General features: G+C 63.5%; 28 protein-coding genes. 18 read left to right on the top strand and 10 right to left on the bottom strand.

All coding sequences use genetic code 11. From position 1 onward, the window contains the following. From ispF to lpxL, 9 genes are all read left to right on the top strand, one after another. On the top strand, positions 1 to 480 hold the full coding sequence (gene ispF, locus ACWHRL_RS13130) for a 2-C-methyl-D-erythritol 2,4-cyclodiphosphate synthase (RefSeq protein WP_447894009.1): 480 nt from the start codon (positions 1 to 3) through the stop codon (positions 478 to 480). Continuing rightward, a complete protein-coding gene (gene truD / locus ACWHRL_RS13125; RefSeq protein ID WP_447894008.1) occupies positions 480 to 1,517 on the top strand; it encodes a tRNA pseudouridine(13) synthase TruD in 1,038 nt (345 codons plus the stop codon). The genes ispF and truD overlap by 1 nt, the downstream gene beginning before the upstream one ends. Before the next feature lie 39 nt (positions 1,518 to 1,556). Next, entirely contained in the window at positions 1,557 to 2,303 is a 747-nt protein-coding gene (gene surE, locus ACWHRL_RS13120; RefSeq protein ID WP_447529574.1) for a 5'/3'-nucleotidase SurE, read from the top strand. 31 nt (positions 2,304 to 2,334) lie between these two features. Further along, complete coding sequence (locus ACWHRL_RS13115; protein ID WP_447529573.1) at positions 2,335 to 2,967, top strand: protein-L-isoaspartate(D-aspartate) O-methyltransferase; 633 nt, start codon at positions 2,335 to 2,337, stop codon at positions 2,965 to 2,967. Beyond that, a complete protein-coding gene (locus ACWHRL_RS13110) occupies positions 2,964 to 3,905 on the top strand; it encodes a DUF368 domain-containing protein (RefSeq protein ID WP_447529572.1) in 942 nt (313 codons plus the stop codon). Before ACWHRL_RS13115 ends, ACWHRL_RS13110 begins: the two co-directional genes overlap by 4 nt. 32 nt (positions 3,906 to 3,937) lie before the next feature. After that, positions 3,938 to 5,014, top strand: coding sequence for a peptidoglycan DD-metalloendopeptidase family protein (locus tag ACWHRL_RS13105; RefSeq protein ID WP_447894007.1), 1,077 nt, complete (start codon positions 3,938 to 3,940; stop codon positions 5,012 to 5,014). 163 nt (positions 5,015 to 5,177) lie between these two features. After that, a complete protein-coding gene (gene rpoS, locus ACWHRL_RS13100) occupies positions 5,178 to 6,152 on the top strand; it encodes an RNA polymerase sigma factor RpoS (RefSeq protein WP_447529570.1) in 975 nt (324 codons plus the stop codon). Positions 6,153 to 6,312: 160 nt separating this feature from the next. Then, entirely contained in the window at positions 6,313 to 7,410 is a 1,098-nt protein-coding gene (gene alr / locus ACWHRL_RS13095; RefSeq protein WP_447896178.1) for an alanine racemase, read from the top strand. An 11-nt stretch (positions 7,411 to 7,421) separates the two neighbouring features. Next, on the top strand, positions 7,422 to 8,336 hold the full coding sequence (lpxL, locus tag ACWHRL_RS13090; RefSeq protein ID WP_447894006.1) for an LpxL/LpxP family Kdo(2)-lipid IV(A) lauroyl/palmitoleoyl acyltransferase: 915 nt from the start codon (positions 7,422 to 7,424) through the stop codon (positions 8,334 to 8,336). Between the two features lie 207 nt (positions 8,337 to 8,543). Here lpxL and speD read toward each other — a convergent pair whose 3' ends face one another. From speD to ACWHRL_RS13065, 5 genes are all read right to left on the bottom strand, one after another. Continuing rightward, the gene (gene speD / locus ACWHRL_RS13085) at positions 8,544 to 9,338 is read right to left on the bottom strand and encodes an adenosylmethionine decarboxylase (RefSeq protein ID WP_447894005.1); all 795 of its coding nucleotides are present in this window, start codon (positions 9,336 to 9,338) and stop codon (positions 8,544 to 8,546) included. A 146-nt stretch (positions 9,339 to 9,484) separates the two neighbouring features. After that, on the bottom strand, positions 9,485 to 9,913 hold the full coding sequence (locus ACWHRL_RS13080; protein ID WP_447894004.1) for an OsmC family protein: 429 nt from the start codon (positions 9,911 to 9,913) through the stop codon (positions 9,485 to 9,487). A gap of 65 nt (positions 9,914 to 9,978) precedes the next feature. Further along, positions 9,979 to 10,368 (bottom strand): gamma-glutamylcyclotransferase family protein, encoded by a 390-nt coding sequence (locus ACWHRL_RS13075; protein ID WP_447894003.1) that lies wholly within the window; start codon positions 10,366 to 10,368, stop codon positions 9,979 to 9,981. A gap of 29 nt (positions 10,369 to 10,397) precedes the next feature. Further along, the gene (murU, locus tag ACWHRL_RS13070) at positions 10,398 to 11,054 is read right to left on the bottom strand and encodes an N-acetylmuramate alpha-1-phosphate uridylyltransferase MurU (RefSeq protein ID WP_447894002.1); all 657 of its coding nucleotides are present in this window, start codon (positions 11,052 to 11,054) and stop codon (positions 10,398 to 10,400) included. After that, a complete protein-coding gene (locus ACWHRL_RS13065) occupies positions 11,051 to 12,058 on the bottom strand; it encodes an aminoglycoside phosphotransferase family protein (RefSeq protein ID WP_447894001.1) in 1,008 nt (335 codons plus the stop codon). The genes murU and ACWHRL_RS13065 overlap by 4 nt, the downstream gene beginning before the upstream one ends. A 70-nt stretch (positions 12,059 to 12,128) precedes the next feature. Between ACWHRL_RS13065 and ACWHRL_RS13060 the strand changes: the two genes are divergently transcribed. Genes ACWHRL_RS13060 through apaG form a run of 5 tightly spaced genes read left to right on the top strand, consistent with a single transcriptional unit; the run spans position 12,129 to position 17,982 of the window. Beyond that, positions 12,129 to 14,576 (top strand): LPS-assembly protein LptD, encoded by a 2,448-nt coding sequence (locus ACWHRL_RS13060; RefSeq protein ID WP_447894000.1) that lies wholly within the window; start codon positions 12,129 to 12,131, stop codon positions 14,574 to 14,576. Positions 14,577 to 14,632: 56 nt separating this feature from the next. Continuing rightward, on the top strand, positions 14,633 to 15,670 hold the full coding sequence (locus tag ACWHRL_RS13055; RefSeq protein WP_447893999.1) for a peptidylprolyl isomerase: 1,038 nt from the start codon (positions 14,633 to 14,635) through the stop codon (positions 15,668 to 15,670). Further along, entirely contained in the window at positions 15,670 to 16,725 is a 1,056-nt protein-coding gene (gene pdxA / locus ACWHRL_RS13050) for a 4-hydroxythreonine-4-phosphate dehydrogenase PdxA (RefSeq protein WP_447893998.1), read from the top strand. Before ACWHRL_RS13055 ends, pdxA begins: the two co-directional genes overlap by 1 nt. A 58-nt stretch (positions 16,726 to 16,783) precedes the next feature. Next, the gene (gene rsmA, locus ACWHRL_RS13045) at positions 16,784 to 17,608 is read left to right on the top strand and encodes a 16S rRNA (adenine(1518)-N(6)/adenine(1519)-N(6))-dimethyltransferase RsmA (protein ID WP_447893997.1); all 825 of its coding nucleotides are present in this window, start codon (positions 16,784 to 16,786) and stop codon (positions 17,606 to 17,608) included. Beyond that, positions 17,605 to 17,982 (top strand): Co2+/Mg2+ efflux protein ApaG, encoded by a 378-nt coding sequence (gene apaG, locus ACWHRL_RS13040; RefSeq protein ID WP_447893996.1) that lies wholly within the window; start codon positions 17,605 to 17,607, stop codon positions 17,980 to 17,982. Before rsmA ends, apaG begins: the two co-directional genes overlap by 4 nt. Here the strand turns inward: apaG and ACWHRL_RS13035 are convergent. Together ACWHRL_RS13035 and ACWHRL_RS13030 are read right to left on the bottom strand one after the other, a co-directional pair. Continuing rightward, the gene (locus ACWHRL_RS13035; protein WP_447893995.1) at positions 17,979 to 19,427 is read right to left on the bottom strand and encodes an FAD-dependent oxidoreductase; all 1,449 of its coding nucleotides are present in this window, start codon (positions 19,425 to 19,427) and stop codon (positions 17,979 to 17,981) included. The genes apaG and ACWHRL_RS13035 overlap by 4 nt on opposite strands. Then, positions 19,427 to 19,636, bottom strand: a complete 210-nt coding sequence (locus ACWHRL_RS13030; RefSeq protein ID WP_447893994.1) for a hypothetical protein — start codon at positions 19,634 to 19,636, stop codon at positions 19,427 to 19,429. Before ACWHRL_RS13030 ends, ACWHRL_RS13035 begins: the two co-directional genes overlap by 1 nt. 114 nt (positions 19,637 to 19,750) lie before the next feature. On the opposite strand from ACWHRL_RS13030, the gene ACWHRL_RS13025 reads away from it, so the two are divergent. Together ACWHRL_RS13025 and ACWHRL_RS13020 are read left to right on the top strand one after the other, a co-directional pair. After that, positions 19,751 to 20,566 (top strand): symmetrical bis(5'-nucleosyl)-tetraphosphatase, encoded by an 816-nt coding sequence (locus ACWHRL_RS13025; RefSeq protein ID WP_447893993.1) that lies wholly within the window; start codon positions 19,751 to 19,753, stop codon positions 20,564 to 20,566. 1 nt (position 20,567) lies between these two features. Beyond that, positions 20,568 to 21,686: a polynucleotide adenylyltransferase gene (locus ACWHRL_RS13020; protein WP_447893992.1), complete on the top strand. Its 1,119-nt coding sequence runs from the start codon at positions 20,568 to 20,570 to the stop codon at positions 21,684 to 21,686. A 5-nt stretch (positions 21,687 to 21,691) separates the two neighbouring features. On the opposite strand, the gene folK is transcribed toward ACWHRL_RS13020, so the two are convergent. Both folK and folB read right to left on the bottom strand, forming a co-directional pair. Beyond that, positions 21,692 to 22,204: a 2-amino-4-hydroxy-6-hydroxymethyldihydropteridine diphosphokinase gene (gene folK / locus ACWHRL_RS13015; RefSeq protein WP_447893991.1), complete on the bottom strand. Its 513-nt coding sequence runs from the start codon at positions 22,202 to 22,204 to the stop codon at positions 21,692 to 21,694. After that, positions 22,201 to 22,581, bottom strand: a complete 381-nt coding sequence (gene folB / locus ACWHRL_RS13010) for a dihydroneopterin aldolase (RefSeq protein ID WP_447529553.1) — start codon at positions 22,579 to 22,581, stop codon at positions 22,201 to 22,203. Before folB ends, folK begins: the two co-directional genes overlap by 4 nt. An 80-nt stretch (positions 22,582 to 22,661) precedes the next feature. Between folB and plsY the strand changes: the two genes are divergently transcribed. Next, positions 22,662 to 23,246: a glycerol-3-phosphate 1-O-acyltransferase PlsY gene (plsY, locus tag ACWHRL_RS13005; protein WP_447893990.1), complete on the top strand. Its 585-nt coding sequence runs from the start codon at positions 22,662 to 22,664 to the stop codon at positions 23,244 to 23,246. Here plsY and tsaD read toward each other — a convergent pair. Next, entirely contained in the window at positions 23,243 to 24,289 is a 1,047-nt protein-coding gene (gene tsaD, locus ACWHRL_RS13000; RefSeq protein ID WP_447893989.1) for a tRNA (adenosine(37)-N6)-threonylcarbamoyltransferase complex transferase subunit TsaD, read from the bottom strand. The genes plsY and tsaD overlap by 4 nt on opposite strands. Before the next feature lie 151 nt (positions 24,290 to 24,440). On the opposite strand from tsaD, the gene ACWHRL_RS12995 reads away from it, so the two are divergent. Further along, positions 24,441 to 25,868 carry an amidohydrolase family protein gene (locus ACWHRL_RS12995; protein WP_447893988.1) on the top strand — a complete coding sequence of 476 codons (1,428 nt, stop codon included), beginning with the start codon at positions 24,441 to 24,443 and terminating at the stop codon, positions 25,866 to 25,868. Positions 25,869 to 25,989 lie beyond the last annotated feature (121 nt).

Genomic DNA, 25,989 nt, shown 5'->3' with positions numbered 1-25,989 from the left:
ATGCGTATTGGCCATGGATTTGACGTACACCGCTTCGGCCCCGGCGATCATTTGATGGTCGGCGGGGTCAAGCTCGCTTTCGAACAAGGTTTCGTCGCCCACTCCGACGGCGATGTGCTGCTCCACGCGATCAGCGATGCCCTGTTGGGCGCCTGCGCGCTGGGCGATATCGGCCGCCACTTCCCCGACACCGACGCCGCCTGGCAAGGCGCGGACAGCCGCGAGCTGCTGCGCCACGTAGTGGCGCTGGTGCGGGAGGCGGGCTTCGTGGTCAACAACCTGGACGCCACGATCATGGCCCAGGCGCCTAAAATGGCGCCGCATATCGACGCCATGCGCCGTGTGATTGCCGAGGATATCGGGGCTGATATGGGCCTGGTCAACGTCAAGGCCACCACCACCGAGCGCCTCGGCTTTACCGGCCGTGGCGAAGGCATCGCCGCCGAGGCGGTCGTGCTGCTAAAGCCGGCGGCCAACTAATGGGGGCACTGCCCGTTTGGCCGCGGGTGCTCGACGCCCGCTTTGGGCCCCGCGCGCCGGGAAACTACCGCGCCTCGCCGGAGGATTTTTGGGTCGACGAGCAGCTCGACTTCACCCCGGAAGGCAGCGGTGAGCACCTGTGGCTGCGTATCGAAAAGCGCAACCAGACCACCCTCGACGTGGTGAACGCGCTAAGCCGGCTCTGCGAGGTGAGTCCCCGCGTCGTGGGCTACTCGGGTATGAAGGACCGGTCCGCGGTCACGCGCCAGTGGCTCAGCGTACAACTGCCGGGGGCGAGCGCACCGCCGACCCTCGATTCCGCGCTCGAGGCGCTGGGTATCAAGGTGATCGAGCAGGGGCGCCACCCAAGAAAGCTCAAGCGGGGCGTTCACCGCACTAATCGCTTTCGCCTGCGGGTAAGCGGTGAGGCAATCAACACGGATACGTTCCTGCCTCGCTGGGAGGCGCTCTGCCGTGAGGGGGTGGCCAACTACTTCGGCCCCCAGCGCTTTGGTAATGAGGGGCGCAACCTGCAAAAAGCGGCGGCAATTTTGCAAAAAGGCTGGCGCAAGCGCGACGACCGCCAGGGAATGCTGCTTTCCACCGCGCGTAGCTTTCTATTCAATGAAGTGCTAGGCGCGCGGATCGCGGACGGCCGCTGGAGAACCCCGCTTTTAGGCGATACCTTGATGCTCGACGGCACGCAAAGCGTGTTTAATGCCCAGGCCGAGGACGAGGGGCTCGAGGCGCGGGCCGACGCCCTCGACTTGCACCCGACCGGCCCGCTTTGGGGCACCGGCGAGCCGACAACCGGCGAGGCACTGGCCTACGAGCAGGCGCTTTACGCCTCCCACCCGGCGCTTTGCGATGGCCTGGTCAAGGCGGGCGTGAAAAAAAGCCACCGGGCGCTGCGCGTCCGCGTTATCGAGCCCCGGCTTACCTGGCAGAGCGCGGCCGCGGTGCTCGAATTTTCGCTGCCCAGGGGAAGCTTTGCCACCTCGCTTCTCGGCGAGCTGATCGATCATCCGGACTTTTGAACCAGGCTTTACGCCCAGACAACGCCCCAGGAGAGGCCCATGCGACGACTGCTGCTATCCAATGACGACGGTGTGTATGCGCCGGGTTTGCGCGCGCTGCACGACGGGCTGGTGAGTCATGCCCACCTGCGCGTAGTCGCGCCGGACCGGGACCGCAGCGGGGCGAGCAACTCGCTGACGCTTTCGCGCCCGCTGTCGCTCACCGCACTTGATAACGGCTTTTACAGTGTCGACGGCACGCCCGCCGACTGCGTGTATCTGGGCGTCAACGGCGTGTGGGACGAGCGCCCGGATCTGGTCATTGCCGGTATCAACCACGGCAGCAACCTGGGCGACGACGTGCTCTACTCCGGCACGGTGGCCGCGGCCATGGAGGGGCGCAACCTGGGTATGACCGCGATGGCGGTGTCGCTTTGCGGTGGGCGCCACTTCGAGACCGCGGCGCGCATGGCGGCTACGCTGGTGGGCGCCGCTGGCGCGCTTTCGCTGCCACCGCGCACGCTTTTGAACGTCAACGTGCCGGATCTACCCTGGGAGGAGATACAGGGCGTCAAGGTGACCCGGCTTGGCTATCGGGGGCCGGCGGAAAAAGCGCTGCCGGTCCAGGACCCAAGAGGGCGCACGCGGTACTGGATCGCTCCGGTCGCGGCCAATGCTGACGACGGCGAGGATACCGATTTTGCCGCGATCAACGCAGGCTTTGTCTCGATTACGCCGCTCCAGACCGATTTAACGCGCCACCCCGCCCGCGCGGACGTGCAAGCCTGGCTGGACGCTTTTGACTGAGCTCTCGTCAGGAGAGCGCCGTGGGCGGGGCATGACGTCCCAGCGCACGCGTAATCGTATGGTCGAACGTCTGGTGGGCCAGGGCATTACGAATACCCGGGTGCTCGAGGTGATGGCCCGCGAGCCACGCCATTTGTTCGTCGACGAAGCGCTTGCCCATCGCGCCTACGAAGACACGGCGCTGCCGATTGGCTGCGGGCAAACGCTCTCGCAGCCGTTTACCGTGGCGCGGATGACCGAACTGGTGCTAAAGGCCAGGCCGCAGCGCGTGCTGGAGGTGGGAACCGGGTCCGGGTATCAGGCGCTCATTCTGGCGCGGTTGGTGCCCTCACTCTACTCCGTCGAGCGTATAGCGACGCTTGCCGGCCGCGCCGCCAAGCGGCTCGAATATCTGGATGCCCGCGTCCAGTTGGCCCTGGCCGACGGCGGCGAAGGCTGGCCGCAAAAAGGGCCTTTCGACGTAATTTTATTGACCGCCTGCGCGCAGACGCTCCCGGAACCCTTGTTGGAGCAGCTAACCCGCGACGGCGTACTGATTGCCCCGCTGGAGGCGCCGGACGGCAGCCAGTGGTTAACGCAGGTCAAGCGTATCGGCGGCGCGTTCGAGAAACGAAGACTCGAGCCGGTACGGTTCGTCCCTTTATTGCAAGGAGTGGTGGATTGAAGCATCGACGCTTGGGCGTATTTTTCAAAGGCGCGGGTATGGGCGCCGCCGACGCGGTCCCCGGTGTCTCCGGTGGTACCATAGCCTTCATTACCGGTATCTATGAAGAGCTGATCCATACCATCCGGCAGTTCGGCCCCAGCGCTTGGGGGGCCTGGCGTCGGGGTGGTTGGCGCGGGCTTTTTGCCCACCTCAACCTGGGGTTTTTAATACCGCTACTGGCGGGCGTCGCGGTGAGTTTGGTCAGCGTAGCGCATCTGGCGCTTTGGCTGATGCAGGCGCATCCGCTCTTGCTCGACGGTTTCTTTTTTGGTTTGGTGGCCGCCTCGGCGCTGGTGGTCGGCCGCGCCACCGGACGCTGGCGGCTTATCTATATACTGCCGCTTTTGGCCGGCTTTTTGCTCGCTCGCGGGCTGCCGGCGCTGATGCCGCTGATTTTACTGCTGGGTAACGAGGCGCTGATCGTGATGACCGCCGGTGCCATCGCCATCAGTGCGATGCTGCTGCCCGGGGTCTCGGGGAGCTTTCTGTTACTCACCATGGGGCTTTATGGCACCATCATGGGGGCTATCAAAAGTCTTGATATGAGTATTATCATGCTGTTTGGCGTGGGATGCCTTGTCGGCTTGATGCTTTTTTCACGGTTTTTAGGCTGGCTTTTAAAGCGCTATCACGCGGGCACCATGCAGCTATTGCTTGGCTTCATCGTCGGCTCGCTACCGGTGCTATGGCCCTGGCGCGAACTACTGAGCTACCAACAGGGGCCAGAAGGGCAGATGATTCCACTGGCCCACCGCTACTTACTGCCAAGCGAGTACGCCGCGTTGACCGGTGCTTCCGCCCAGGTGGTGGGCGTGGTCGCATTGATGCTCGTTGGGGCGCTTCTGGTAGTATTACTCAATCGGCGTGCAGCTCAAAGGCCACGCAGTTCGACATAAAGCGCGCGGCGTTGAAAAGGAGTAGGGTTTGCATGCGTAAGGTTTTGACACTGTCTTTGTTAGCGCTGGCCGTTAGCGGCTGCGCTAACCAGCAGCCACACACCCCGCAGGTACGGGACTTGAGCGAAGCGAGGCGCGCCGTGGAAGACTCGCCTCAATACACCGTTGCCCCGGGCGATACGCTTTACGGTATCGCCTGGCAGCACGACCTGGACTACCGCGAGCTGGCGGCGCTCAATGATATCGACGCGCCTTATCAGATCCATCCGGGCCAGACCATTGCGCTGCGGCAGGGGGCGGGAAGCGCACCGGCGCGTAATCAGGCCTCCCATCAGGGCGGTGACATTCAAGTGTCGCGGCAAAGCGGCGCGGTCGCCACGGGCTTGAACTCGACGACCGTGGCAGCTAGTAATCAGGCCGCCAGCCAAAGCGACGACCAGCAGATGGACTGGCTCTTGCCGGATGAAAGCGCGATCGAGCGTAATCAGCGCATCAGCGCCGAGCGGGGCGAAAGCGAGACGCCGGATACCCCGAACGCCAGCGAGCCCGAAACGGCACAGGACGCTCCGCAAAGCGAGTCGCCCCAGGCGGACGAGCGCCCCCCGGAGCCCGAAACGGAACCCGAGCCTACGCCGGAGCCCGAGCCGGAACCCGAACCCGCCGCCGAGCCAGAACCCGAACCGGCGCCCGCCGCTTCCGCGCCGGATCGCTCCTCGCGAAGCTTCACCCCGGTCGACGATGTCAACTGGCGCTGGCCCACCGATGGGCAGGTGAGCGGAAACTTCGGTGAAGGAGGTACGATTACCGCCGGGATTGATATCACCGGACAAAAGGGGCAACCTGTAAGAGCTGCCGGTCCTGGCATCGTGGTATACGCCGGTAGCGGTGTGCGGGGTTACGGCAACCTCATACTGCTCAAACACAACGATCAGTATCTCAGCGCCTATGCTCATAACGACAGTTTGAGCGTCAGCGAAAACGATGTGGTCGAAGCGGGAGAAGTCATTGCCACGATGGGCGATAGCGATACCGACAGTGTCAAACTCCATTTTGAGGTGCGCCGCGATGGCCAGCCCCAAAACCCCTTGGAATTTTTACCATCGCGCTAACGCGTTCTCTCTAAACGGCTTGGTAAGAGCGCTTGGCGCCATTGGAAGAACCCGGATAGCTTGATAAGAGCGTCATATAACAATAACGGTGCACGCGCACACTGAAGTGCGGCCACCCATACTTTTCTACATGGCGGTTAGGCAAGACAACGGGGGTAAGACCATGAGTATGCTGGAGAAGGACCTACAGGAGGTTGACCTGGAGACGGTGGAAGAAGCGTTGGACGACGCTGAAGACACCGCCACCGAAGAGGAAAACGCCTTCGAAAAAGCGCTGGGTCGCGAGGATCGTCAAGCGACCCAAAGCCTGGACGCTACGCAAATTTATCTCAACGAGATCGGTTTTTCGCCGCTGTTGACGCCAGAAGAAGAGGTCTATTACGGCCGTTTGGCGCGCAAGGGTGACCCGCTTGGGCGCTCGCGAATGATCGAATCGAACCTACGTCTGGTCGTAAAAATCGCCCGGCGCTACCTCAACCGTGGCCTGACGCTGTTGGATTTGATCGAAGAAGGCAATCTGGGGCTGATCCGGGCCGTCGAAAAGTTCGACCCCGAGCGCGGTTTTCGTTTTTCGACCTACGCGACCTGGTGGATTCGCCAAACGATCGAACGGGCGCTGATGAACCAGACCCGTACCATTCGTTTGCCCATTCACGTGGTCAAGGAACTCAATATCTACCTGCGCGCCGCGCGGGAACTCACTCAAAAGCTCGACCACGAGGCAACGGCGGAAGAGATCGCCGAGCACCTGGATAAACCGGTCGAAACCGTCAAGAAGATGCTGGGGCTCAACGAGCGCGTCTCCTCCGTGGATTACCCCATGGGCGGGGAAAGTGACAAGCCCTTGATCGATACCCTGGCCGATGACGATGTCTCCGGCCCGGAATCGCTTCTGGTGGATGGTGACGTGCGCGAGCACGTGGATCACTGGCTCGACGAGCTGAGTGAAAAGCAGCGTGAAGTCGTGGTTCGCCGCTTTGGCCTGCGCGGACACGAATCGGCGACCCTCGAGGAAGTCGGCGCTGAAATCGGCCTGACCCGGGAACGGGTTCGTCAGATACAGGTGGAAGCCTTAAAGAAGCTTCGCCGCGCGCTGGAGAAACAGGGCCTTTCTCTCGACGCTATTTTCGAGAGCTAATACCCCCAGCGAGCCTTAAAAAAGGCAAGACCTAACGCACCGGATTAACCCTCCGGTGCGTTAATGTTAGTGGGCTACCCATTCGGGCGCCTTCAATATCCGATTTCATAAACGACCGTCGTCAGGCGCCCCGAGGCGTTTGTAAGTGAGTACCGTTAAAATGCGCCCGCTAGCGGCCCATATCGATTTAGACGCGCTGCGTCATAACTATCAGCTAGCCGCGGGCTGCGCGCCCCAAAGCCAGTCCGTTGCGGTCATCAAGGCCAACGCCTACGGCCACGGCGCCCTTGCCTGCGCCCGCGCACTGGCCCCCCAGGCGCCGGCCTTCGCGGTGGCCTGTATCGAAGAGGCCATCACCCTGCGCGAGGGAGGCATACAAGGGCCCATCGTGCTGCTCGAAGGCTTTTTCAGCGCCGACGAATTGGCCTTGGTGGACACCCTTGGCCTATGGGTCAGCGTGCACAGCGACTGGCAGGTCGAGGCGCTTTTAGCCTGCACGCCCGAAAAACCGATCCCCGTGTGGGTGAAGGTGGATTCGGGGATGCATCGGCTGGGCTTTGATCCACAGCGCGTGGAGGATGTCTGGCACCGCTTGAGCACCGCGCCTCAGGTGGGCGCGCTTCATCTGATGAGCCACTTCGCCACGGCGGACGCCGGCGAGCGTGGCTATTTCGACCGGCAAATGACGACGGTCAAAGCGCTCGGTGAAACCCTCGGCGCTCCGCTTTGCCTGGCGAACTCTCCCGCAACGCTTGCCCACCGCGACGCCCACGGCGCCTGGAACCGGCCTGGTGTGATGCTTTACGGCAGCAATCCGCTCGCGGTGGATAACGCCCTTACCCGCGCGCTTCGCCCGGTCATGAGCCTGCGCTCAGAAATCATCGCCCTGCGCAGTGTCGAAAAAGGCGAGCCGGTGGGTTACGGGGGGCGCTGGTTAGCGCCGCGGCGCTCGCGCATCGCCGTGGTGGCCGCAGGCTACGGTGATGGCTATGACCGCCACGCCAGTGACGGCACGCCGGTACTCATTAACGGTCAGCGCTGCCCCATCGCCGGGCGGGTGTCGATGGATATGCTCACGGTCGATGTGAGTGATATCGACGCCGGGATTGGCAGCGAGGTGGTGCTTTGGGGCCAAAGTGCCCACGGGGCGTTGCTGTGCGTCGATGAAGTGGCCCGCCACTGCGATACGATCAGCTATACGCTGTTGACCGGGGTCTTGCCTCGCGTGCCGCGCATTTACAGCGGCGCGCTCACTTAACGGTTACTGGTATGTCTAAAAAAACGTTTCCCCGCTCTTTCGCGCATCCGCGCTACTGGCCCACCTGGGTCGCCATTGGCGCGATGTATCTCGTCGCCTGGCTGCCCTGGCGGCTTAAGCTTTGGGTCGGCAAGATGATCGGTCTGCTCGCCTGGGCGCTGATCAAACGTCGGCGCCACATTACCGCCACCAATATCGCGCTCTGCTTTCCCGAGAAAAGCGTTGATGCCCAGCGACAGCTGGTCAAGGAGACCTTCATCGCCAACGGGATTGGGCTGGTGGAAACCGCCACCGGGTGGTGTCGCAGCGCGCAGGGCTTCAGGCACCGCGTCGCCTATAACGGCGAGGAGCACCTGGCCCGGGCGAAGGCCCAGGGCAAGGGGGTGCTGGTGGTCGGCATTCACTTTTCGACGCTGGATTTGGGCGGGGCGCTGCACTCGCTCTTCTTCCCGGCGGACGTGGTGTACCGGCCCCACAACAACCCGCTGTTCGAGCGTTTCATGACCCGCGCCCGTTCGCGCATTTTCGGCCAGGCTATCGACCGGCACGACCTGCGCGGGGTGGTGCGCCGCATCAAGGCGGGGCATATCGTCTGGTACTCGCCGGATCAGGATTTCGGCCGCGATGTCAGCGTCTTCGCGCCGCTATTCGGTCAACAGGCGGCGACCATCCGTTTGACCTCCAAGATCGCCCGTATGACCGGCGCGCCGGTGGTGCCATTGATGTTCCATAGAAACCCGGACAACCGCACCTATACCATTGAGTGCCTGCCGGCCTTCGAGAACTTCCCGAGCAAGGACGAGGTAGAGGATGCCACCCGGGTCAACCAGTTCATCGAACGGGCGATTCGCAAGCACCCGGAGCAGTATCTGTGGCTGCACCGGCGCTTCAAAACGCGCCCGGAAGGGGAGGAGAAGGTTTACTAGCCGAGGATCGATGCAAAGCTATGCGATCAGTGGGAGGAGGATCGTGTAACCCGTAGCGGGGGTCTTTCGCCAGGGAAGGCGAAAGTAGCGTACAGGGAAGTATTCACAGCGCCCCCGCGTAGGGTTGCGCGAGCCTCCGGGCCCGGAGCCGCCATCAAAAAAGCCGACGCGCGGGCGTCGGCTTTTTCGTCTTCGATCGCCATAGGGCTAATCGAGATTGCGCGAGTAGAAGATCTCCAGCATCTCCTTGCGCAGGCGGTTTTCGATTTCCCGCGCTTCCTCGAAGGTGATGTCCCGGCGCGAGGTGCCGAACAGGTAGTTATCCAGTTCGAAATCCTTGAGCAACATCTTGGTGTGGAACATGTTGTCCTGATACACGTTCACATCCATCATCTGATACGCGTGCTTGGTATCCTCGGCCAGATAGTCCTGAATCGAGGTGATAGCGTGATCGATGAAGAGCTTCTTGCCGTCCACATCCCGGGTGAAACCGCGTACCCGATAATCGATGGTGACGATATCGGAATCGAAGCTATGGATCAGGTAGTTCAGCGCCTTGAGCGGGCTGATGTGGCCACAGGTGGAGACGTCGATATCCAGCCGGAAGGTGCTGATGCCGTTATCCGGGTGGGATTCCGGGTAGCTATGCACCGTGACGTGGCTTTTATCCAAATGGCCGACCACGGTTTCCGGCAGCGGCCCGGGGCCTGGCCGGGTCTGCGCGGGTAGCGGCTCGTCCAACTCGTGCTCGGCGATCAGCACCGTCACGCTCGCGCCGTGGGGCTCGTAATCCTGACGTGCGATATTGAGCACGTGAGCACCAATGATATTGGTCACATCCTTGAGAATCTGCGTCAAACGCTCGGCGTTATAAAGCTCGTCGATATAATCGATATACTCGCCGCGCTGCTCTTCGGTTTTGGCGTAGCAGATATCGTAAATGTTGAAGCTTAACGAGCTGGTGAGGTTGTTAAACCCGTGGAGTCGGAGATTATCAGGCAATTCCGCGCCTCCTGGTAGCAGTGAAAACACCCCGACGAGCCAGCGCCGGAACCGGATCCGTACATGTTCCTGGTGTTACGTTGCCCGGGAACCGAGCGGGCGTATTATGCCCGCCCGGCCCCCGAGTTGCATCCAGCGACGCGATTTTAATCCGCCGCGGCGTCCTGAATTTCGAAGGAGTGGGTGATATCGACCCCGCCCTTGACCAGCATAATCGAGGCGCTGCAGTACTTCTCGGCGGAAAGCTCGACGGCGCGCTGGACCTGCTTCTCCTTGAGCGCCCGCCCGGTCACCACGAAATGAACGTGAATACGGGTAAACACCGACGGCACCTCGTCGGCGCGCTCGGCGTCGATCTCTGCCACGCAGTCCGTCACGTCTGCCCGGGCCTTGTCGAGAATGTTGAGCACGTCGAAAGCGGTGCAGCTCCCCATGCCCATCAGCAGCATTTCCATGGGGCGGGGGCCGGTATCGCGCCCGCCGTGATCCGGCGGGCCATCGATCACAACGCTATGGCCACTGCCCGATTCCGCCACGAACTGGCGGCCGTCTGTCCACTTCACCCGTGCTTTCACGCGGCTCTCCTTGCTAACGATTCGTACGTGGCGCGCAGCATAACACGCCTTTGCGCCAACCGGCGCTATCCCTCTACCGGCCAGCCGCCTTCGCCGATGGCGCTCAGTGCGGTGGTATCCGGGTTGTAGAGGTACACCCAGGCGTCGCCAAAGCGGGTGGCAAGCGTGACGCGCTGATACTCGCCATCAAAGGGCGCTTGTGGGCGATGGTCTTCCAGCACATCAAGCGCCGCCAGGGTCGCTTGATCGACGCGGTAAATCTCCAGCGCGATCCCTTTGGAGTCACGACGTTTGGCGCCAGGGTAGGGGCCGACGTCGTAGAGCGTAAGGAGCGCGCTCCTGTCATCGCCCAAAAACTCGGCATCCTCCAGCACGTGGGCGTTGTTGAGACCTTTTTTCAGCGTGCCGTAAACCGCGACCAGCGGCGTTAGGGCAATATCATCGGCAAGGCTCACGGGGCCTCCTGCCAAAAGGGTGAATCAGTTTAGCGTGCTGCCAAATGGCGTTCGAGCGCGCCAAGCCGCGCCGGCGTGCCTACGTCGACCCAGTGGCCGACAAAATGCTCGGCGCTGACCAGGCCTTTGGCTATCGCCGCTTTAAAAAGCGGCGCCAGGGCGAAGGCGCCGGCGCTGCTTTGTTCAAACAGCGCCGGGTGGATAACGCCGATGCCCGAATAGGTGAGCGCGGGTGTGGCCATCCGGGCCAGGCCTTCGATGATGGCGAAGTCCCCCTCCGGGTGCTGGGGCGGGTTATCCACTAACACCAGGTGGGCCAGCTTGCCCGGGGCAAGGGTGGGGGTTGGCAGCCAATCGCACCAGACATCGCCGTTGACCAGCAAAAAGGGCGCCTCGCCTAAAAGCGGTAGCGCGTTGAAAATGCCGCCGCCGGTTTCCAAAGGCGTTGGCTCGACGCTGTAGCGAATCGAAAGCCCGAAGCGCTCGCCATCGCCCAGTGCCTCGATGATCTGTTCGGCGCGGTAGCTTACGTTGATGACGACCTCGTCGATACCGGCCAGGCGTAGGTGGTCCAGGTGGTGCTCGATCAGCGCCTTGCCGCCTACCGGCAAAAGCGGCTTGGGGCAGGTGTCGGTCAGCGGGCGCATACGCGTGCCAAGCCCGGCGGCCAGAATCATCGCCTTCATGAAGCCTCACCCAGCTTGGCGGTGATCGCGGGACGCAGGGTGTCACGTAGCCAGGTGGTGAACTCGGCGTGCTGGCTAAGCGCTGCCAGGCTGTCCTCGAGGTGGTTCAAAAAGTGCGGCAAACGGGCCAGATACCCGGTTTTGGCGTCGCGCAGGGTCAGACGGCAGAAAATCCCCAGCACCTTGAGCGAACGCTGGGCGGCCATGGCGCGGCACTGGATCAAAAACGTGGTTTCATCGACTTTGGAGGAGAGGCGCCCGTCCCGGCGTGCCTGCGTGTAGAAGTGCCTGACCAAGGCGTCGAATTCGGCGGGCTCGAAGCGCCAGTAGCGCCCGCAAAGAATCGAGATGACGTCATAGCTGATGGGGCCGGCCACCGCGTCCTGAAAATCGATCATGTAGAGCTTTCCGGCGTGGGGCATGAGGTTCATGGCATCGAAATCCCGGTGTACACTCACTACCGGCTGCGCCAGCGCCTGGGTTATCAGATCGTCGTTCAGCGCTTCCAGGCTTTCCGGCGCCTCGAGACCAAGCCACTGGGTTAAACACCAAGTGGGGAACAGGTCGAGTTCGCGGCGTAGTAGCGAGGCGTCGTAGGGTGCCAGAGCGTCAGGGCTGGCGGCGTTTTGCAGACGACCGATTAGCTCGAGCGCTTCACCAGTGCGCGCGCGGGCGCTGGCGGCATCGGTAAACGCCGCCTGAAGCGGGGTGTCGCCCAGGTCTTCGAGCAGCATGAAACCGGCGTCGAGATCGGCATGGTAGATGGCGGGCACGGGCAGATTCGCTGCGTGCCATTGCCGGGCGATGGCGACGAACGGCGCCGAGTCCTCTTGCTCGGGTGGGGCGTCCATGACAATTTGTGTTTCGCCTCCGGGCAGTATCAGGCGAAAATAGCGGCGAAAACTCGCATCCCCCCCGGCCGGGGCGAGGGTGAGAGCGGACGGCGCGAGACCGTTTTTTTCAGCGACCCATCGGGTGAGGGCGTCGATCCTGGAAGTGGGCATGCAAGCTCCTTGCTGGTCGGACATCTAGCGAGCTGTATAATACCGATTCTGAATGCCAAGGATAACGAACATGGGCAAGCGATTTACGCGCACTGCGCCGGTAGGACACACGCTGGTGGGCATTTTTGCGCTCACCGCGTATTCAGCGATGGCGCAGAGTGAACCCTTGCCTGCCGAGGCGCTGGACTGGCAACCATACCGGCCCGCCGAGGCCGAGGGCCAGCTATGCCGCGGGCGCTACGTCATGCCCGGCTACCGGTTGCCCGCCGAGCAAAACCCCGAAACGCTCTCGATCGAAACGACACAAGCCGCCTACGCCCAGGATGGCGAAGCGCTGCTGCGCGGCGACGTAGTGCTGCGCCGGGCGGATAGCGAGCTCCAGGCCGCGCAGGTTTTTCTGCCGTCCAGCCGGGAACAGGTCGAGGTCGAAGGCGGACTGGCACTGCGCAACGGCCAGGCGCTTTTGCGCGGCGACCAGGCCACCCTGCGCCTGGACGAAGACCGCGGCCGTATCGACGACAGCCGTTTCGTGCTTTACGAGCCCCACCTGCGCGGCCAGGCCAGCCAGCTCGAACAGACCGGCGAAGACCAGTACCGGCTGCACGATGCTCGTTTTACCACCTGCGACCCGGGCGAAAACACCTGGCAGTTGGTGAGTAGCGACATCCGCCTCGATCAGGCCGCGGGCTTTGGCACCGCGCGCAATGCCCGCCTCGAGGTCAAGGACGTGCCGGTGTTTTACTGGCCCTGGGTGCGCTTTCCGCTGGATGAGCGCCGCCAAACCGGCTTTTTGTGGCCGACCCTGGGCTTTTCTAACAGCGGGCTGGACTACGCCCAGCCGTTTTACTGGAACATCGCACCCAATCAGGACGCCACCATCACCCCGCGCTTGATGAGTGACCGCGGCCTTCTTTTAAACGGCGAGTACCGCTACCTGCTCGATGAGAGTCAGGGCATGGTCGAGGGTGGCTATCTGGCCGACGACGGCGGTCGGCGCACCGGCGATAACCGTTTCGAAGGCCAGGAACGCTGGTATATCGACGCCCGCCACCGCGGCCGCGTCAACCCGCGCAGCAACTACAGCCTGCGCTACGGCGGGGCCAGCGACGGGCGCTACTTCGACGACTTCGGCGCCGAGTTCGGCCGCAGCGACCGCGCCGCCATGGAGCGTTTGGCCCAGGTCGATTACCGTGGCGAGCGCTGGCAGCTCGACGCCCGCGCCCAGGGGTTTCAGCGCCTGGAAGACCCGCTAAGCGACAGCGACAAGCCCTTTTACCGGCTACCCAGCCTGACGGCCAATACCAACAACTGGCAGCTCGGCGGCGGCTTTTATAGCCAGTGGCGCTCCAACGCCACCTACTTCTGGCGCGATGTCGATGAAACCCTGGTGCCGGAGCGCGAAGCCGCCAACGGCTCCCGGCTTCACCTTTCGCCGGCGGTGGGCTGGCGTTTCGAGGAGCCCTGGGGGTATATCGAGCCGCGCACCGAGTTTTGGAACACCGCCTACGAGCTCGATTACGGCGACCGTGACACCAGTCGAAGCACCTCGCCTACGCGCAGCGTCGCGATTACCTCTATCGACAGCGGCCTGGTGTTCGAGCGCGAACTGGCGCTGGGCGAAAGCGACTACCGCCAGACCCTGGAGCCGCGGCTCAACTACGCCTACGTTCCACGTACCGATCAGGTGGACTTACCCGAGTTCGACAGCCGCGAGCGCGCCTTCTCCTGGGACCAGCTTTGGTCGCCCCATCGCTTCTCCGGCGCTGACCGGGTGGGCGATCTCAACCGCGTGTCGTTAGGCGTTCAGTCGCGTTTGATCGAGGATGGCGCCGGGCGGGACCGGCTGAGCTTCGGTGTCGGCCAAAGCGTGTACTTCGCCGAGCGGCGCATCGACAGCGACGGCGACCCGGATACGCTGCCGGACCGCCCGGAAGAGAACCCGAACGTGAACCCGCAAAGCCGCTACCAGGCGACCCGCGAGCGCTCGCCGCTGGTCACCCGGCTCGATTGGCAGATCAGCGATCGCTGGAGCACCGGCTACGAGTGGCTGTACGATGATCAACGCGAGCAGACCGAGCGCTCCAGCGTCGACGTGGCTTATCGTCATCCCGAGGGCCACGTAGTGAACCTTGGCTACCGTTGGGAGATCGAAGGGTACGACCCGGGCGTGGTACCCGGCGACGACGGCTTTCGCGACTATAGCCGCGAAGAGTGGGATCTCTCGGTGGGCTACAAGGCCGCCCCGCAGATCGACCTGATCGGGCGCTATCTGTATGACCAAACCAACGACCGGGCGCTGGAGCAGCTCGCCGGTGTGCAATGGAACGACTGCTGCTACGGCGTGCAGGTGGTCTGGCGCGAGTGGATCGACGATAACGACACCGCCCGAATAGGGGATGATTTCAGCGACCGCGGACTGTTTCTGCGCTTCGTGTTCCGCGGTTTGGGCGGCGTGGGCCAAGGGGCGAACACGTATTTCGACCGGGCGGTTCCGGGCTATACCCCGTCACCCTTGTAACGCATGACCATCCAATACCCCGCTTTTATTCAATAGCGACGACAAGAGATTTTTCTATGACGATGAACAAGAGCCTAGCAGGTGGCGGTTTTTCACGGCAGCTAAAGTGGCTGTCGACGGCCGGGGCGCTGGCGCTGTGTCTGGGCGCGAGCGCGGCGCTGGTAAGCGTTAACGCCCACGCCCAAAACTTTCAAAATAGCCAACGCCAAACCCTGGACAGCGTGGCCGCGGTGGTCAACGACGGCGTGATCATGCAAAGCGAGCTCGACGAGCGTATGGCACAGGTCGAGCAGCAGGCCCAGGCCCAGGGCGGAAACCTGCCGCCGCGCCGCCAGCTCCAGGAGCAGGTGCTCGAGCGCATGGTGCTCGACGAGATCCAGCTGCAAATGGCCCGCCAGGCCAATCTAAGCGTCGACGATACCGAGCTCAATCGTCAGCTAAGAACCATCGCCGAATCCAACGGCCTGAGCATGGACGCCTTTGCCGACGCCGTCGAAGCCGACGGTATGTCGCTTGCCGAGGTGCGCGAAGACGTGCGCCGCGAGATGCTCATGCGCCAGGTCCAGCAGCGCCAGATTCAGCAGCGCGTAAGCGTCAGCGACCGTGATGTCGAGCGTTTCCTCGAGCAGCAGCCCGCTCAGCAGGGCCAGGCGTTCATCGAAGAGAGCCAGGCGCGCCACATTCTCGTGGAGCTTACGCCCACCCGCAATGAAGACCAGGCGCGGGAGCGCGCCGAGCAGGCCCGCGCGCGTTTGCAGCAGGGCGAGGCGTTCGGTGCGGTGGCCCGCGAGCTCAGCGACGACCGGGGCAGCGCCATGAACGGCGGCGACCTTGGCTGGGTACGCCCGGGCCAGACCGTGCCCGCCTTCGAAGAGGCGATGAACGACCTAAGCGCCGGCCAGGTCTCCGCGCCGGTGCGTTCGCAGTTCGGTTACCACATCATCGAAGTGCTCGACCGCCGCCGTCAGGACGTGACCGACGAGAGCCGTCGCGAGCAGGTACGCCAAGCGATTTTCCAGCGCCGTGCTAACGAAGAGCTGCAAAACTGGCAGCGTGAGATTCGCGACCAGGCCTTCGTGGATATCCGCCGGTAATGGCTGAAAGCGCTCCTCTTCCGCTGCTGATCACCACCGGTGAACCCGCCGGTATCGGCCCGGAACTGGTACTGATGCTGGCAGCCCAGGGGCGTCTCGGGCCCGAGACGCTGGCGGTGGGCGACCCCGGGATGCTACAAGATCGCGCCGCGCGCCTTGGCCTGGACGTGGAGATCGTCATCGCCGAGGACGGGCATTTGGAGCGCCCCGACACGCCGCATCTGGGGGTTTGGCCGGTAGCGCTGAAAGCGCCGTGCACCCCGGGTGAGCTTGACCCGGCCAACGCCGCCTACGTGATCGAAACCCTCGACGTGGGTGTTCGCGCCTGCCAGCAGGGTCTGGCCGGCGCCATCGTCACGGCGCCGCTGCACAAGGGCGTGATCATCGACGGCGGCTTCAAGGATTTTACCGGCCACACCGAGTGGCTGCGCGACGCCTGTGGTGTCGACGAGGTGGTAATGATGCTGGCCACCGACTGCGCGCTGCATACTCAGGCAAGCAGTTGGCAGGGCAGTGGGGACCTTCGCGTGGCGCTGGCGACCACCCATCTGGCGCTTCGCGACGTCGCCGATGCGATCACCTTCGAGCGTCTGACGCGGATCGTAACGATTCTTGCCGCCGATCTAACCCACCAGTTCGGTATCGCCGCCCCACGCATTGCCGTGTGCGGGCTGAACCCTCACGCCGGGGAGGACGGGCACTTGGGGCGCGAGGAGATCGAGACGATCACCCCGGCGCTTACTCACCTGCGTGGCCAGGGAATCGACGTGCGCGGCCCTTTCCCGGCGGATACGCTGTTTACCCCGCGCCACTTGCAAGAGGCTGACGCGGTGCTGGCGATGTATCACGACCAGGGGCTTTCAGTGCTAAAGTATGCAGGCTTTGGTCGGGCGGCCAATATCACCCTGGGCCTGCCGCTGGTGCGCACCTCGGTAGACCACGGCACCGCGCTCGATTTGGCCGGCCGCGGCGTAGCAAACCCGGATAGTCTTCTGGTGGCGCTCAACCTGGCGCGCCGATTAAGCGGTCGCCGCGCCGCCGCGCCGCCCGCTTAGCCGTCACCAGCCCGCCCACACCGTTACATGCTCTATCCTACTCAAGGACTTTCGTTAGATGTCTCAAGCGCCCCTTCAACACCGAGCTAGAAAACGCTTCGGCCAGAACTTTCTTCGTGACCCTGGCACCATTTCGCGCATCGTTCGCGCTATTGGGCCGGCGAAGGGCGACCGGCTGATCGAGATCGGCCCGGGCCAGGGCGCGCTGACCGGGCCGCTTCTGGACGCCAACGGCGCCCTTGAAGTGGTCGAGCTCGATCGTGACCTGATCCCGGGGCTGCGCGTGCAGTTTTTCAACTACCCGGGCTTTGTCATCCACGAAGGCGACGCGCTGAAGTTCGACTTTCACGCGCTCAAGGGCGACGGCCCGGCGCTGCGCGTGGTGGGCAACCTGCCTTACAACATCTCGACGCCGTTGATCGTACACCTGCTGGGCATGGGGTCCGCGGTGGCGGATATGCATTTCATGTTGCAAAAGGAAGTCGTCGAGCGGCTGGCCGCCGAACCCGGCGGCACCGACTGGGGGCGGCTGTCGGTCATGGCGCAGTATTACTGCCAGGTCGAGCAGCTCTTCGTCGTGGCGCCGGAGGCGTTCGTGCCGCGGCCCAAGGTGGATTCCGCCATCGTGCGACTGACCCCCCATGAGGAGCTGCCCCACACGGCGAAGGATCCGGCGCTTTTGTTCGAGCTGGTCAAGCTCGCCTTCGGCCAGCGGCGCAAAACGCTGCGCAACAACCTCAAGGGGCGGGTTAGCGCCGAGACCCTGGAAAGCCTCGAGATCGACCCGGGCCGGCGCCCCCAAACGCTGACCGTAGAAGAGTACGTCACGATCGCCAACCACGTGGCCGAGCTTTCGCCGGACGCCGAGCGGGGTGATTCGTGAGCCAGTTAGCGATCGAGGTGAGCGTGGTCCCGGCGTACTGCCCGGAGGAGTCTAGCGAAAGCGAGTCGCGCTACGTGTTCAGCTATACCGTAACGGTGCATAACCAGAGCCCGCACAGTGTGCAACTGATGGCGCGCTACTGGAAAATCACCCAGGGCAGTGGCGATGCCCAGGAAGTACGCGGCAAGGGCGTGGTCGGCCAGCAGCCGCTCATCGGCCCCGGCCAGCGCTTTCGCTACACCAGTCGGGCGATTCTGCAAACCCCGGTCGGGGTCATGGAAGGCGCCTACACGCTGCTCAATACCTATACCCAGCGCGCCTTCGACGTGCCCATCGCGCCGTTTCGCCTGGCCGCGCCCAGTCAGCTCCACTAGCCAGGTATCTCCCCACGCAGCTTTTCGTCGAGGTGAACGCCAAGGCGCAGGGCGAGCTGCACGATGGTGAGCGTAGGATTGGCGTGGCCGGCACTTGCGAACACGCTGGAGCCGGCCACGTACATGTTTTGCTGGGCGAAGAGTCGGCAGTCGCGATCGACCACGCCCTGGTCGGCGCTATCACTCATGCGCGTACCGCCCATGTGATGGCGCCCGGCAATTTCTCCCTCTTCGGGCAGCGCTACCGGCTCCGTGGCCAGCCAGTCGGCGAACTGCACGCGGCCAATATTCTGCTTAAGCAGGTACTCGCCCAAAAGCATCAGGCTTTCGCGAATCGTATGCCGGTCGAGTGCCGACTGCTGCCACACCAGCCGACTCAACGGCACGCCCAGCGCATCGCGCTCGTTAGAAAGCTCCACGGCGTTGTCGAATCGCGGCTCCTGCTCCCAGGCCGCGCGCAGGTACACCCCGTGCATGACCGGGCCACCGGCTCTTCCCGCAAGTTCGGCGCCAAGCCCGGGCGCCTGCTCGGCAAGCTCCGCGATGAGCGCCTCGGTGGCTTCCGGGGCCATGCGGTGCAGACGCAGCCCGCAGTTGAGAATGCCACGCTCGGCCATGGCGGCGGCGGTGGGCGAGAGATAAACGTTGTAATCGGTGTCGAGCCCGAAGCGGGCGGGCTCGAACAACAGCGCTTGGCCGATGGTCGCGTGGGGGTGCTCCATCCAGTAGCGGCCAAGCGTTGTGTCATCCGGCACCAGCCGCCCGCCGCTTTGCTGATTGCACCAAAGCAGCAGGCGCGAGTTTTCGATGCCGCCGCAGGCCAGCACGAAGGTGCGCGCGCGTATGGTTTTGCGTACGCCGTCGAAGTCGCTAAACGTAGCCGCGTGCACGCGGTCACCGTCGGTCTCGAGCCCGACCAGGTTGGCGGTCAGGCAGTAGGTGAGGGTCTCGAGCCCGTTCAGGGTGGCGGCGAACTTGTCCTTCATGCGCACTGCATGACCCAACGAGAAATAAACGCGCTCGAGCCCTGCGCCGTCGATGGGCGCATCCGGTGGGATGGTTTCCAGGTCCAAAAGCGCCGCGGCGGCTTCGAAATAAGGGGCGAGCGCTTGTTTGTCGATCGGCCAGCCGGTTTGTGGCGCGGCGGTCTTGGCGGTGAAATCGTGGGCGTCAAGCGTCCGGCACACGCCGCCCCAGTGGTTGGTCGAGCCGCCCATATAGCGAAGCCTGATGCTGGCCAGATCCAGGTAGGTGTCGCCTACGCTGGTACCCCGGTAAAGTGCCTGGGAGCGCTCGCTTCGCGAGGCTTCGCCGCCTTCGCATAGAAGCACCTGGTGGCCCTGCTGGGCCAGGGTCATGGCAAGGGTAATGCCCGCCGCCCCGGCGCCGATCACGCAGACATCATAAGGCTGGCGCTCGCTTAGCGCTTCAAATGGCTGATACATTAATGGTTAGTGTCCAGATCGGCGGGGGCGAGTAGCCAGCCGTTTTTGATCACCGGTGCCTTGGTTTGGGCGGCAAAGGTGCTGGCCCAGGGCGCGCCGGCCAACAGCGCGCTCCCGGCGCCCAACGAGGCGGCTTTTAAAAGCGCCCGGCGCGCAGGGTCTTTCGCCGTTGACGGCTGACCGGTCTTCGTTAAAGAGATAGCTCGCATAGGGCCCGTTTTCGTTGTGATGGTCATCCCCCCCAGATTAGCCGATCGGATGCCGGGAGCGGGGCATTTTCTTTAACGTTTTAATCTTTATTAGCCAACCATAAGGCTTTTTTTATGAGTACATACGCCATCGGGGATCTGCACGGCTGCCACGCGGAGTTCGTCGCTCTGCTCGATAAGCTCAGCTTCGACCCGACCCGCGATACGCTGTGGCTGGTGGGGGATCTGATCAACCGTGGTCCCGGCTCGCTTGCCTGCCTGCAAGAGGCCAAGGCGCTGGGAAGTGCCGCGCGCTGCGTACTGGGCAATCATGATTTTCACCTGCTGGTGGCCGCCCGGGGCGGCGGGCGGCTCAAGCGCGGCGACACCCTGGACGATATTCTGGGCGCCCCCCAACGCGAGGCGCTGCTCGACTGGCTTCAGGCCCAGCCGCTGGCGGTCGTAGAAGAGACCACGCTGATGGCCCACGCCGGGATACTTCCGAGCTGGAGCGCCGAGGCCGCGCTTGGCTACAGCGCCGAGGTCCAGGCCGCGCTTGCAAGCGAGGCTTCCGGGCGCTTTCTCGAGACGCTTTATGGCAATGAGCCGGCGCGCTTCACCGAGGCGCTGGACGGTATGGACCGGCTGCGCGCCCTGGTCAACGTGTTTTGCCGTATGCGTTTTATCAGCGCCGATGGCACCCTCGATTTCGCCGCCAAGGAGGGCCTGGATAGCGCGCCAGCCGGTTTCTACCCTTGGTTTCAGTTCCCGCGGGAGGACGATATTCGACTCATATTCGGCCACTGGGCTGCGCTCGAGGGCCAGACCCCCAAGGCTAAAATCGACGTCCACGCCCTGGATACCGGCTGCGTGTGGGGCGGCGCGTTGACCGCGATGAACCTCGATACCGGCGAGCGCACCGCGGTGGCCAGTCAAAATAAGGGCGCTTGAGGTGGCCGAACACGATCGTCGCCTGGAGGGGCTGGAGGTTTACCGGGTGGGCGGCGCCGTGCGCGATGCGCTGCTGGGGTGGCCGGTTTATGACAACGACTGGGTCGTGGTGGGCGCCACGGTCGATGCGATGCGTGAGCGCGGCTTCAAGCCCGTGGGCCGCGATTTTCCCGTGTTTTTGCACCCGGAAACGGCCGAGGAGTACGCCCTGGCGCGTACCGAACGCAAGGCCGGCCACGGCTATAGCGGTTTCGAGGTGCACGCAAGCCCCAAGGTAACGCTCGAAGAGGATTTGCTGCGCCGGGATTTGACCATCAACGCCATCGCCCAGCGCCCGGACGCCACACTTTGCGACCCGTTCGATGGCCAGGGCGATCTCGAAAAGCGCGTGCTGCGCCATGTTTCGCCCGCGTTTGGCGAAGACCCGCTGCGCGTGCTGCGCACCGCCCGTTTTCTGGCCCGCTACGCAGGGCTTGGTTTTGTCATCGCCGATGAAACGCGTGCGCTGATGCGCCGGATGAGCGACGCCGGCGAGCTCGAACACCTGGCCGCCGAGCGGGTATGGGTGGAAACCGAAAAGGCGCTGAGCGAACCGAGCCCGGCGGCGTATTTCACCACCCTGAACGATTGCGGGGCGCTTGAGAGCTGGTGGCCAGGGCTTGCGGCGGCGCTTGTCGAGGCGCTTGCGCTGATGCGCCTGGCCCCGCCCGAGCAGGGTCAGGCGCTGGCCCACTGGCGGATGGCGTTACTGGCAAGTGCCCTCAGTGATGCCAAACGGGAGGCGCTGGTCGAGCGGCTGCGCCTGCCCAACGCCGTGGCCACGCTTTGCCGCCAAGTGGCGCTCACACGTGCGCTGTTGAAGGCCGCCCTGAGCGGCGAGGGCGTGTTTAACTGGCTGGAGCGGCTGGACGCCTTTCGTAAACCCGCTCAGGTCGAAGCACAGCTTGAGTTGGTGGCGACGCTGGCGCCGGATTTACGGGAACCGCTGGCCCAGGCATTTGGGCACGCACGCGAGATCAACCCCCAGGCGCTGATAGCCGAGGGCTTTCACGGTGGGGAACTTGGCCAGGCGCTGCGCGAGCGGCGCCAGTGGGCGGTTTCTGAGGCGCTGTCAGGTTAAAAAGCTCAGGGCGAGATCGTCACGCCGCGCCACTCGAAGGCCACCGGCCAGAGGCGCTGGTTTTGGAAATCAGTGCGCTCGAAAAGCGTTTTGTAAGGGGTCTGACAGCGGGGGTGGCGCTGGTCGGGCAGAAGCTCCGAAAGCGGCTGGAGCACGAAAGCGTAGCGGGTGATGTCGTCCCGGGGAAGCGTGATATCCCCCACTTGCGCGCAAATGTCGCCCACGCTCAAAAGGTCGATATCCAGCGCCTTGGGCTGGTGGCGCTGGGTGGCGACGCGCGGGTTCAGGGCCGCTTCCTGGGCCTTCGTCCAGGCGCTCAGCGCCTGGATACTCCAATCGCTTTTAAACGCCACCACCGCGTTATAAAAGTTGGCTTCGCCTTCGCAGCCGACCGGCTCGCTTTCGAAGACCCGCGAGATGCTGACCTCGCCAAAGGTTTGCTCGAGTACCTCGAAACAGGCGCCCAAATGACGTAATGGCTCGGCGTTGCTGCCAAGGCTTAAACACACCAGGTTCACGGCGTGGATGCCTCGATGACCTCGGGGATCTCGCCGCGCACGATTTCAAGGCCGACGCTTTGTGCCTGGGGCACTGCACCGGGCTTGCGCACGGCCAAGCGTAGCCAGCTGATCGGAAACTCGTGGCGCAGGTATTCGCAAAGCCGTTCGGCGAAGGTTTCGATCAGCGCGAACTGATGCGCGTCGGCGAACTGCTGAATACGCTGGCAGATCGCGGCGTAGTCCAGGGTCAGGCGTAAATCGTCGGTCGCCGCGGCCGGGCGTATATCCGTTGCAAGCGTTAGATCCAGGCGCAGCGACTGGGTGATGGTGCGCTCCCAATCGTAAACGCCGATAACGGTTTCAATCACCAGGCCTTCAATTAAAATACGGTCCATGCGTCTTATCCCCATCACAGTCAGGAAATAGTGTACGTGAGCAAGCCGGTCAACGATACAAAACAGAGGGTTGTTGCCGGGTGGTAGCGCTTCTCTGCGTGGTGTTGGGTTACCTTTGCGGTAGCTGGCTCGCCGCGCTTTTCGTGTGCCGCCTGGCCCGGGTGGCGGATCCGCGCAAGTGCGGCTCCTGCAATCCCGGTGTTTCCAACGTGCTGCGCCTTTACGGGCCGCGCCTGGCGGGCGCGACGCTTGTCCTCGATGCCGCCAAAGCGATGCCCGTGCTTGCCCTGGCCAAAGGTCAGGGGCTGCCGGTATGGGTTCAAGGCGGGGTGGGGCTTGCGGTGCTGCTTGGCCACAGCTACCCACTGTGGCATGGCTTTCGCGGCGGCAAGGCGGTGGCCTGCGCCTTTGGGGCGCTGCTGGTGCTGGTGCCGTGGGTGGCGCTAGCAAGTGCGGCATGCTGGGCGCTGCTGGCCTGGCGGCTGCGCACCGCGGCGGTGGCCTCGCTTGTAAGCGCGCTGCTCGCTTTGCTGCTGGCGCTCTGGTTTTCCCCGGCCTACGTGTATGTGGTGGGCACTTTTACGCTGGTGGTGTTCTTACGCCACGCGTTCAATATTCGCCGCTTGCGCCGAGGCGAGGAGCCCGACCTTGGCGGGCGCCGCTAACGCGCGGGCGGGGTGAGCGACGCCAGTGGCCAGCGCGGCGTGGCCTGCATGATGCCGACCTTGTCATGCTCGCCGGCGTTCAGGCGCATCGCGCCCACAAAAGCGATCATCGCGCCGTTGTCGGTGCAAAACCGCGCACGGGGGTAGAAGGTGTCGGCGCCGCGCTTTCGGGTCTCGACGGCCAGGCGCTCGCGCAGGCGCGCGTTGGCGCTGACCCCGCCGGCCATCACTAGCCGCTTGAGGCCGGTTTCGTCCAGCGCCCGACGGCACTTGATCACCATGGTATCGACGACCGCCTCCTCGAACGCCCGGGCAACGTCGGCGCGGGCCTGCTCGTCGAGCGCCCCCTCGGCATCGAGTTTTTTCAGCGTCGTCAGGGTGTGGGTCTTGAGCCCGGAAAAGCTGAAGTCGAGCCCGGGGCGGTCGGTCATCGGCCGCGGAAAGCGAAAACGCTTGGGGTCGCCGCGTTCGGCGAGTTGGGCGACCAGCGGGCCGCCGGGGTAGGCAAGGCCCAGCATCTTGGCGGCCTTGTCGAAGGCTTCACCCGCGGCGTCGTCCACGGACTCGCCCAGTAGCCGGTAGCGGCCGAGCCCGGCCACTTCGACCAGCTGGGTATGCCCGCCGGAGACCAAAAGCGCGGCGAAGGGAAACGCCGGGGCGTACTCCTCGAGCATCGGCGCGAGCAGGTGGCCCTCCATGTGGTGCACGCCCAGCACCGGAATATCCAGCGCCCGGGCCATGCCGTGGGCGGTGCTGGCCCCCACCATCAGCGCGCCGACAAGCCCCGGCCCGGCAGTGTAGGCGATACCGTCCAGGTCCTTTTTGCCAAGACCGGCCTGGTGCAAGACCTGGTCGATCAGCGGTAAAAGCTTACGGGTATGATCTCTTGATGCGAGCTCAGGCACGACGCCGCCGTACTCGGCGTGCATGGCCACCTGGCTGTAGAGCGCATCGGCTAAAAGCCCTTCGCCCTCGGGCTTTTGTGTATCAAATATTGCTACGCCGGTTTCGTCGCAGGAGGTCTCAATGCCAAGCACACGCATAGGGGGTCTCTGTAAATCACTTGATAGCGGCGATTTTATCACGCTTGCCCGGCGAGCCGTTATGCGCTTTCGTCGTTCACCGCCGGTTGACGCAAGGAAAAGCTCGACTAGCTTTAGTGAAGATCCGTTTATCCACTTCGAGGAGATTGTAATGCGGGACCCGTTCAGTATTACCCGGCGTAGGCTTTTGGGCACAGTGTCCGCCATCGCGGGGGCGAGCTTGATTCCCGCCGCTTACGCAAGCGACTCCTCAAACGAGCGCGATGAAGACGCGCTCGAAGGCTCCCCAAGGCGCTGGTGTATCAAAGGCGCCACCGTGCTGACCATGGAGCCGGACAAGGCACCGCTGGAAAAGGCCGACATCTGGGTCGTCGATGGCAAGATCGAAGCGGTCGGTGAAAATCTCGATACCGGCGATAGCGAAATGATCAACGGCGAAGGCTTCATCGTCATGCCGGGGCTCGTCGATGCTCACAACCACCTGTGGCAAACCCAAATGCGCGGTATGTTCGGCCAGCGCGAGGGCAACCTGTTCTTTCCGCTGACCAACCGACTGGCCGAGCATTATCGCGCCTCGGATATTTGGGTCGGCGAATATCTGGGGGCGATGGAGAACATTAGCGCCGGGATCACGACCAGTAACGACTTTTTCGACAATAACCGTAGCCCCGAGCATAGCCAGGCGGCACTTGAGGCGCTGTCCGCCTCGCCGCTGCGCGCGCGGCTTCTTTTCGGCAACGAAAGCAAAACCAACGGCAGCCAGATCGACCTGGAACGCCTGAGCGAGCTTCACGAAAACTGGGAGCGTTACGGCGAGCAGGGGCGCCTTTCCCTGGGGCTGGCCTGGCGGCTGCCGGATAACCTGGGCAACCAGGACGCGCTGACCATGAAGCGCCGGGAATTCGACACCGCGCGCGAACTTGACCTGCCGATTGCCGTGCACGTAAGCGGCGAAGGCCACCATGAGATGTTCCAGCACCTGATCGATGGCGAGTTTTTGGTACCCAAGCTTCAGGTGGTGCACGCCACCGACGCGCGCGAGGAGCACCTTGCAGCTCTGGCCGAGGCCGGGGCGAGCCTTTCGCTGACGCCGGTCACCGAGCACCGGGTCGGCTACGGGATCACCCGTCTTTCCCACTTCAAGGACGTCGAGCGTTTGGGGCTGGGTATCGACGGTAACGCCCTGGCAGGTTGCGGTGATATGTTCGCGGTGATGAAACACGCCGCGCTGACCGAGATTGCCGCCAGCGGCGAGCAGGATAGCGTCGATTGCGAGCGCCTGGTTTCCCTTGCCACCCGTAAGGGCGCCGAGTCCATCGGTATGGGCGATGAGATCGGTACGCTCACCGCGGGCAAGCAGGCGGATCTGATCATGCTCGATACTAAAAGCGTAAGTCTTGGCATGCTGCCCACCGAGCCCTATGCGTTTATCGTATTCGCCGCCACCCCGGCCAACGTGTCGCTGGTCGCCGTGGGCGGGCGCATCGCCAAACGCGGCGGCGAGCTTCTGGACCTGGACGAAGAGCAGCTCGCCTCGCGCATTGGCGCCTCGCTTTCACACCTGCGCGAGCAGCTTTGAGCCCTGGCCGCCAACGGCGTTTGGCGAAGGCGGCCCAAAAGCGGCCGGTTGCAAAATTGCCTTGTGGCGACTAGACTACTCGGCGCTGTAAAAAGGGTCGTACACTGTATCTACAGATGTT

Source organism: Vreelandella sp. GE22 (assembly GCF_968212445.1).
This window is presented reverse-complemented; position numbering and strand designations above follow the sequence as displayed.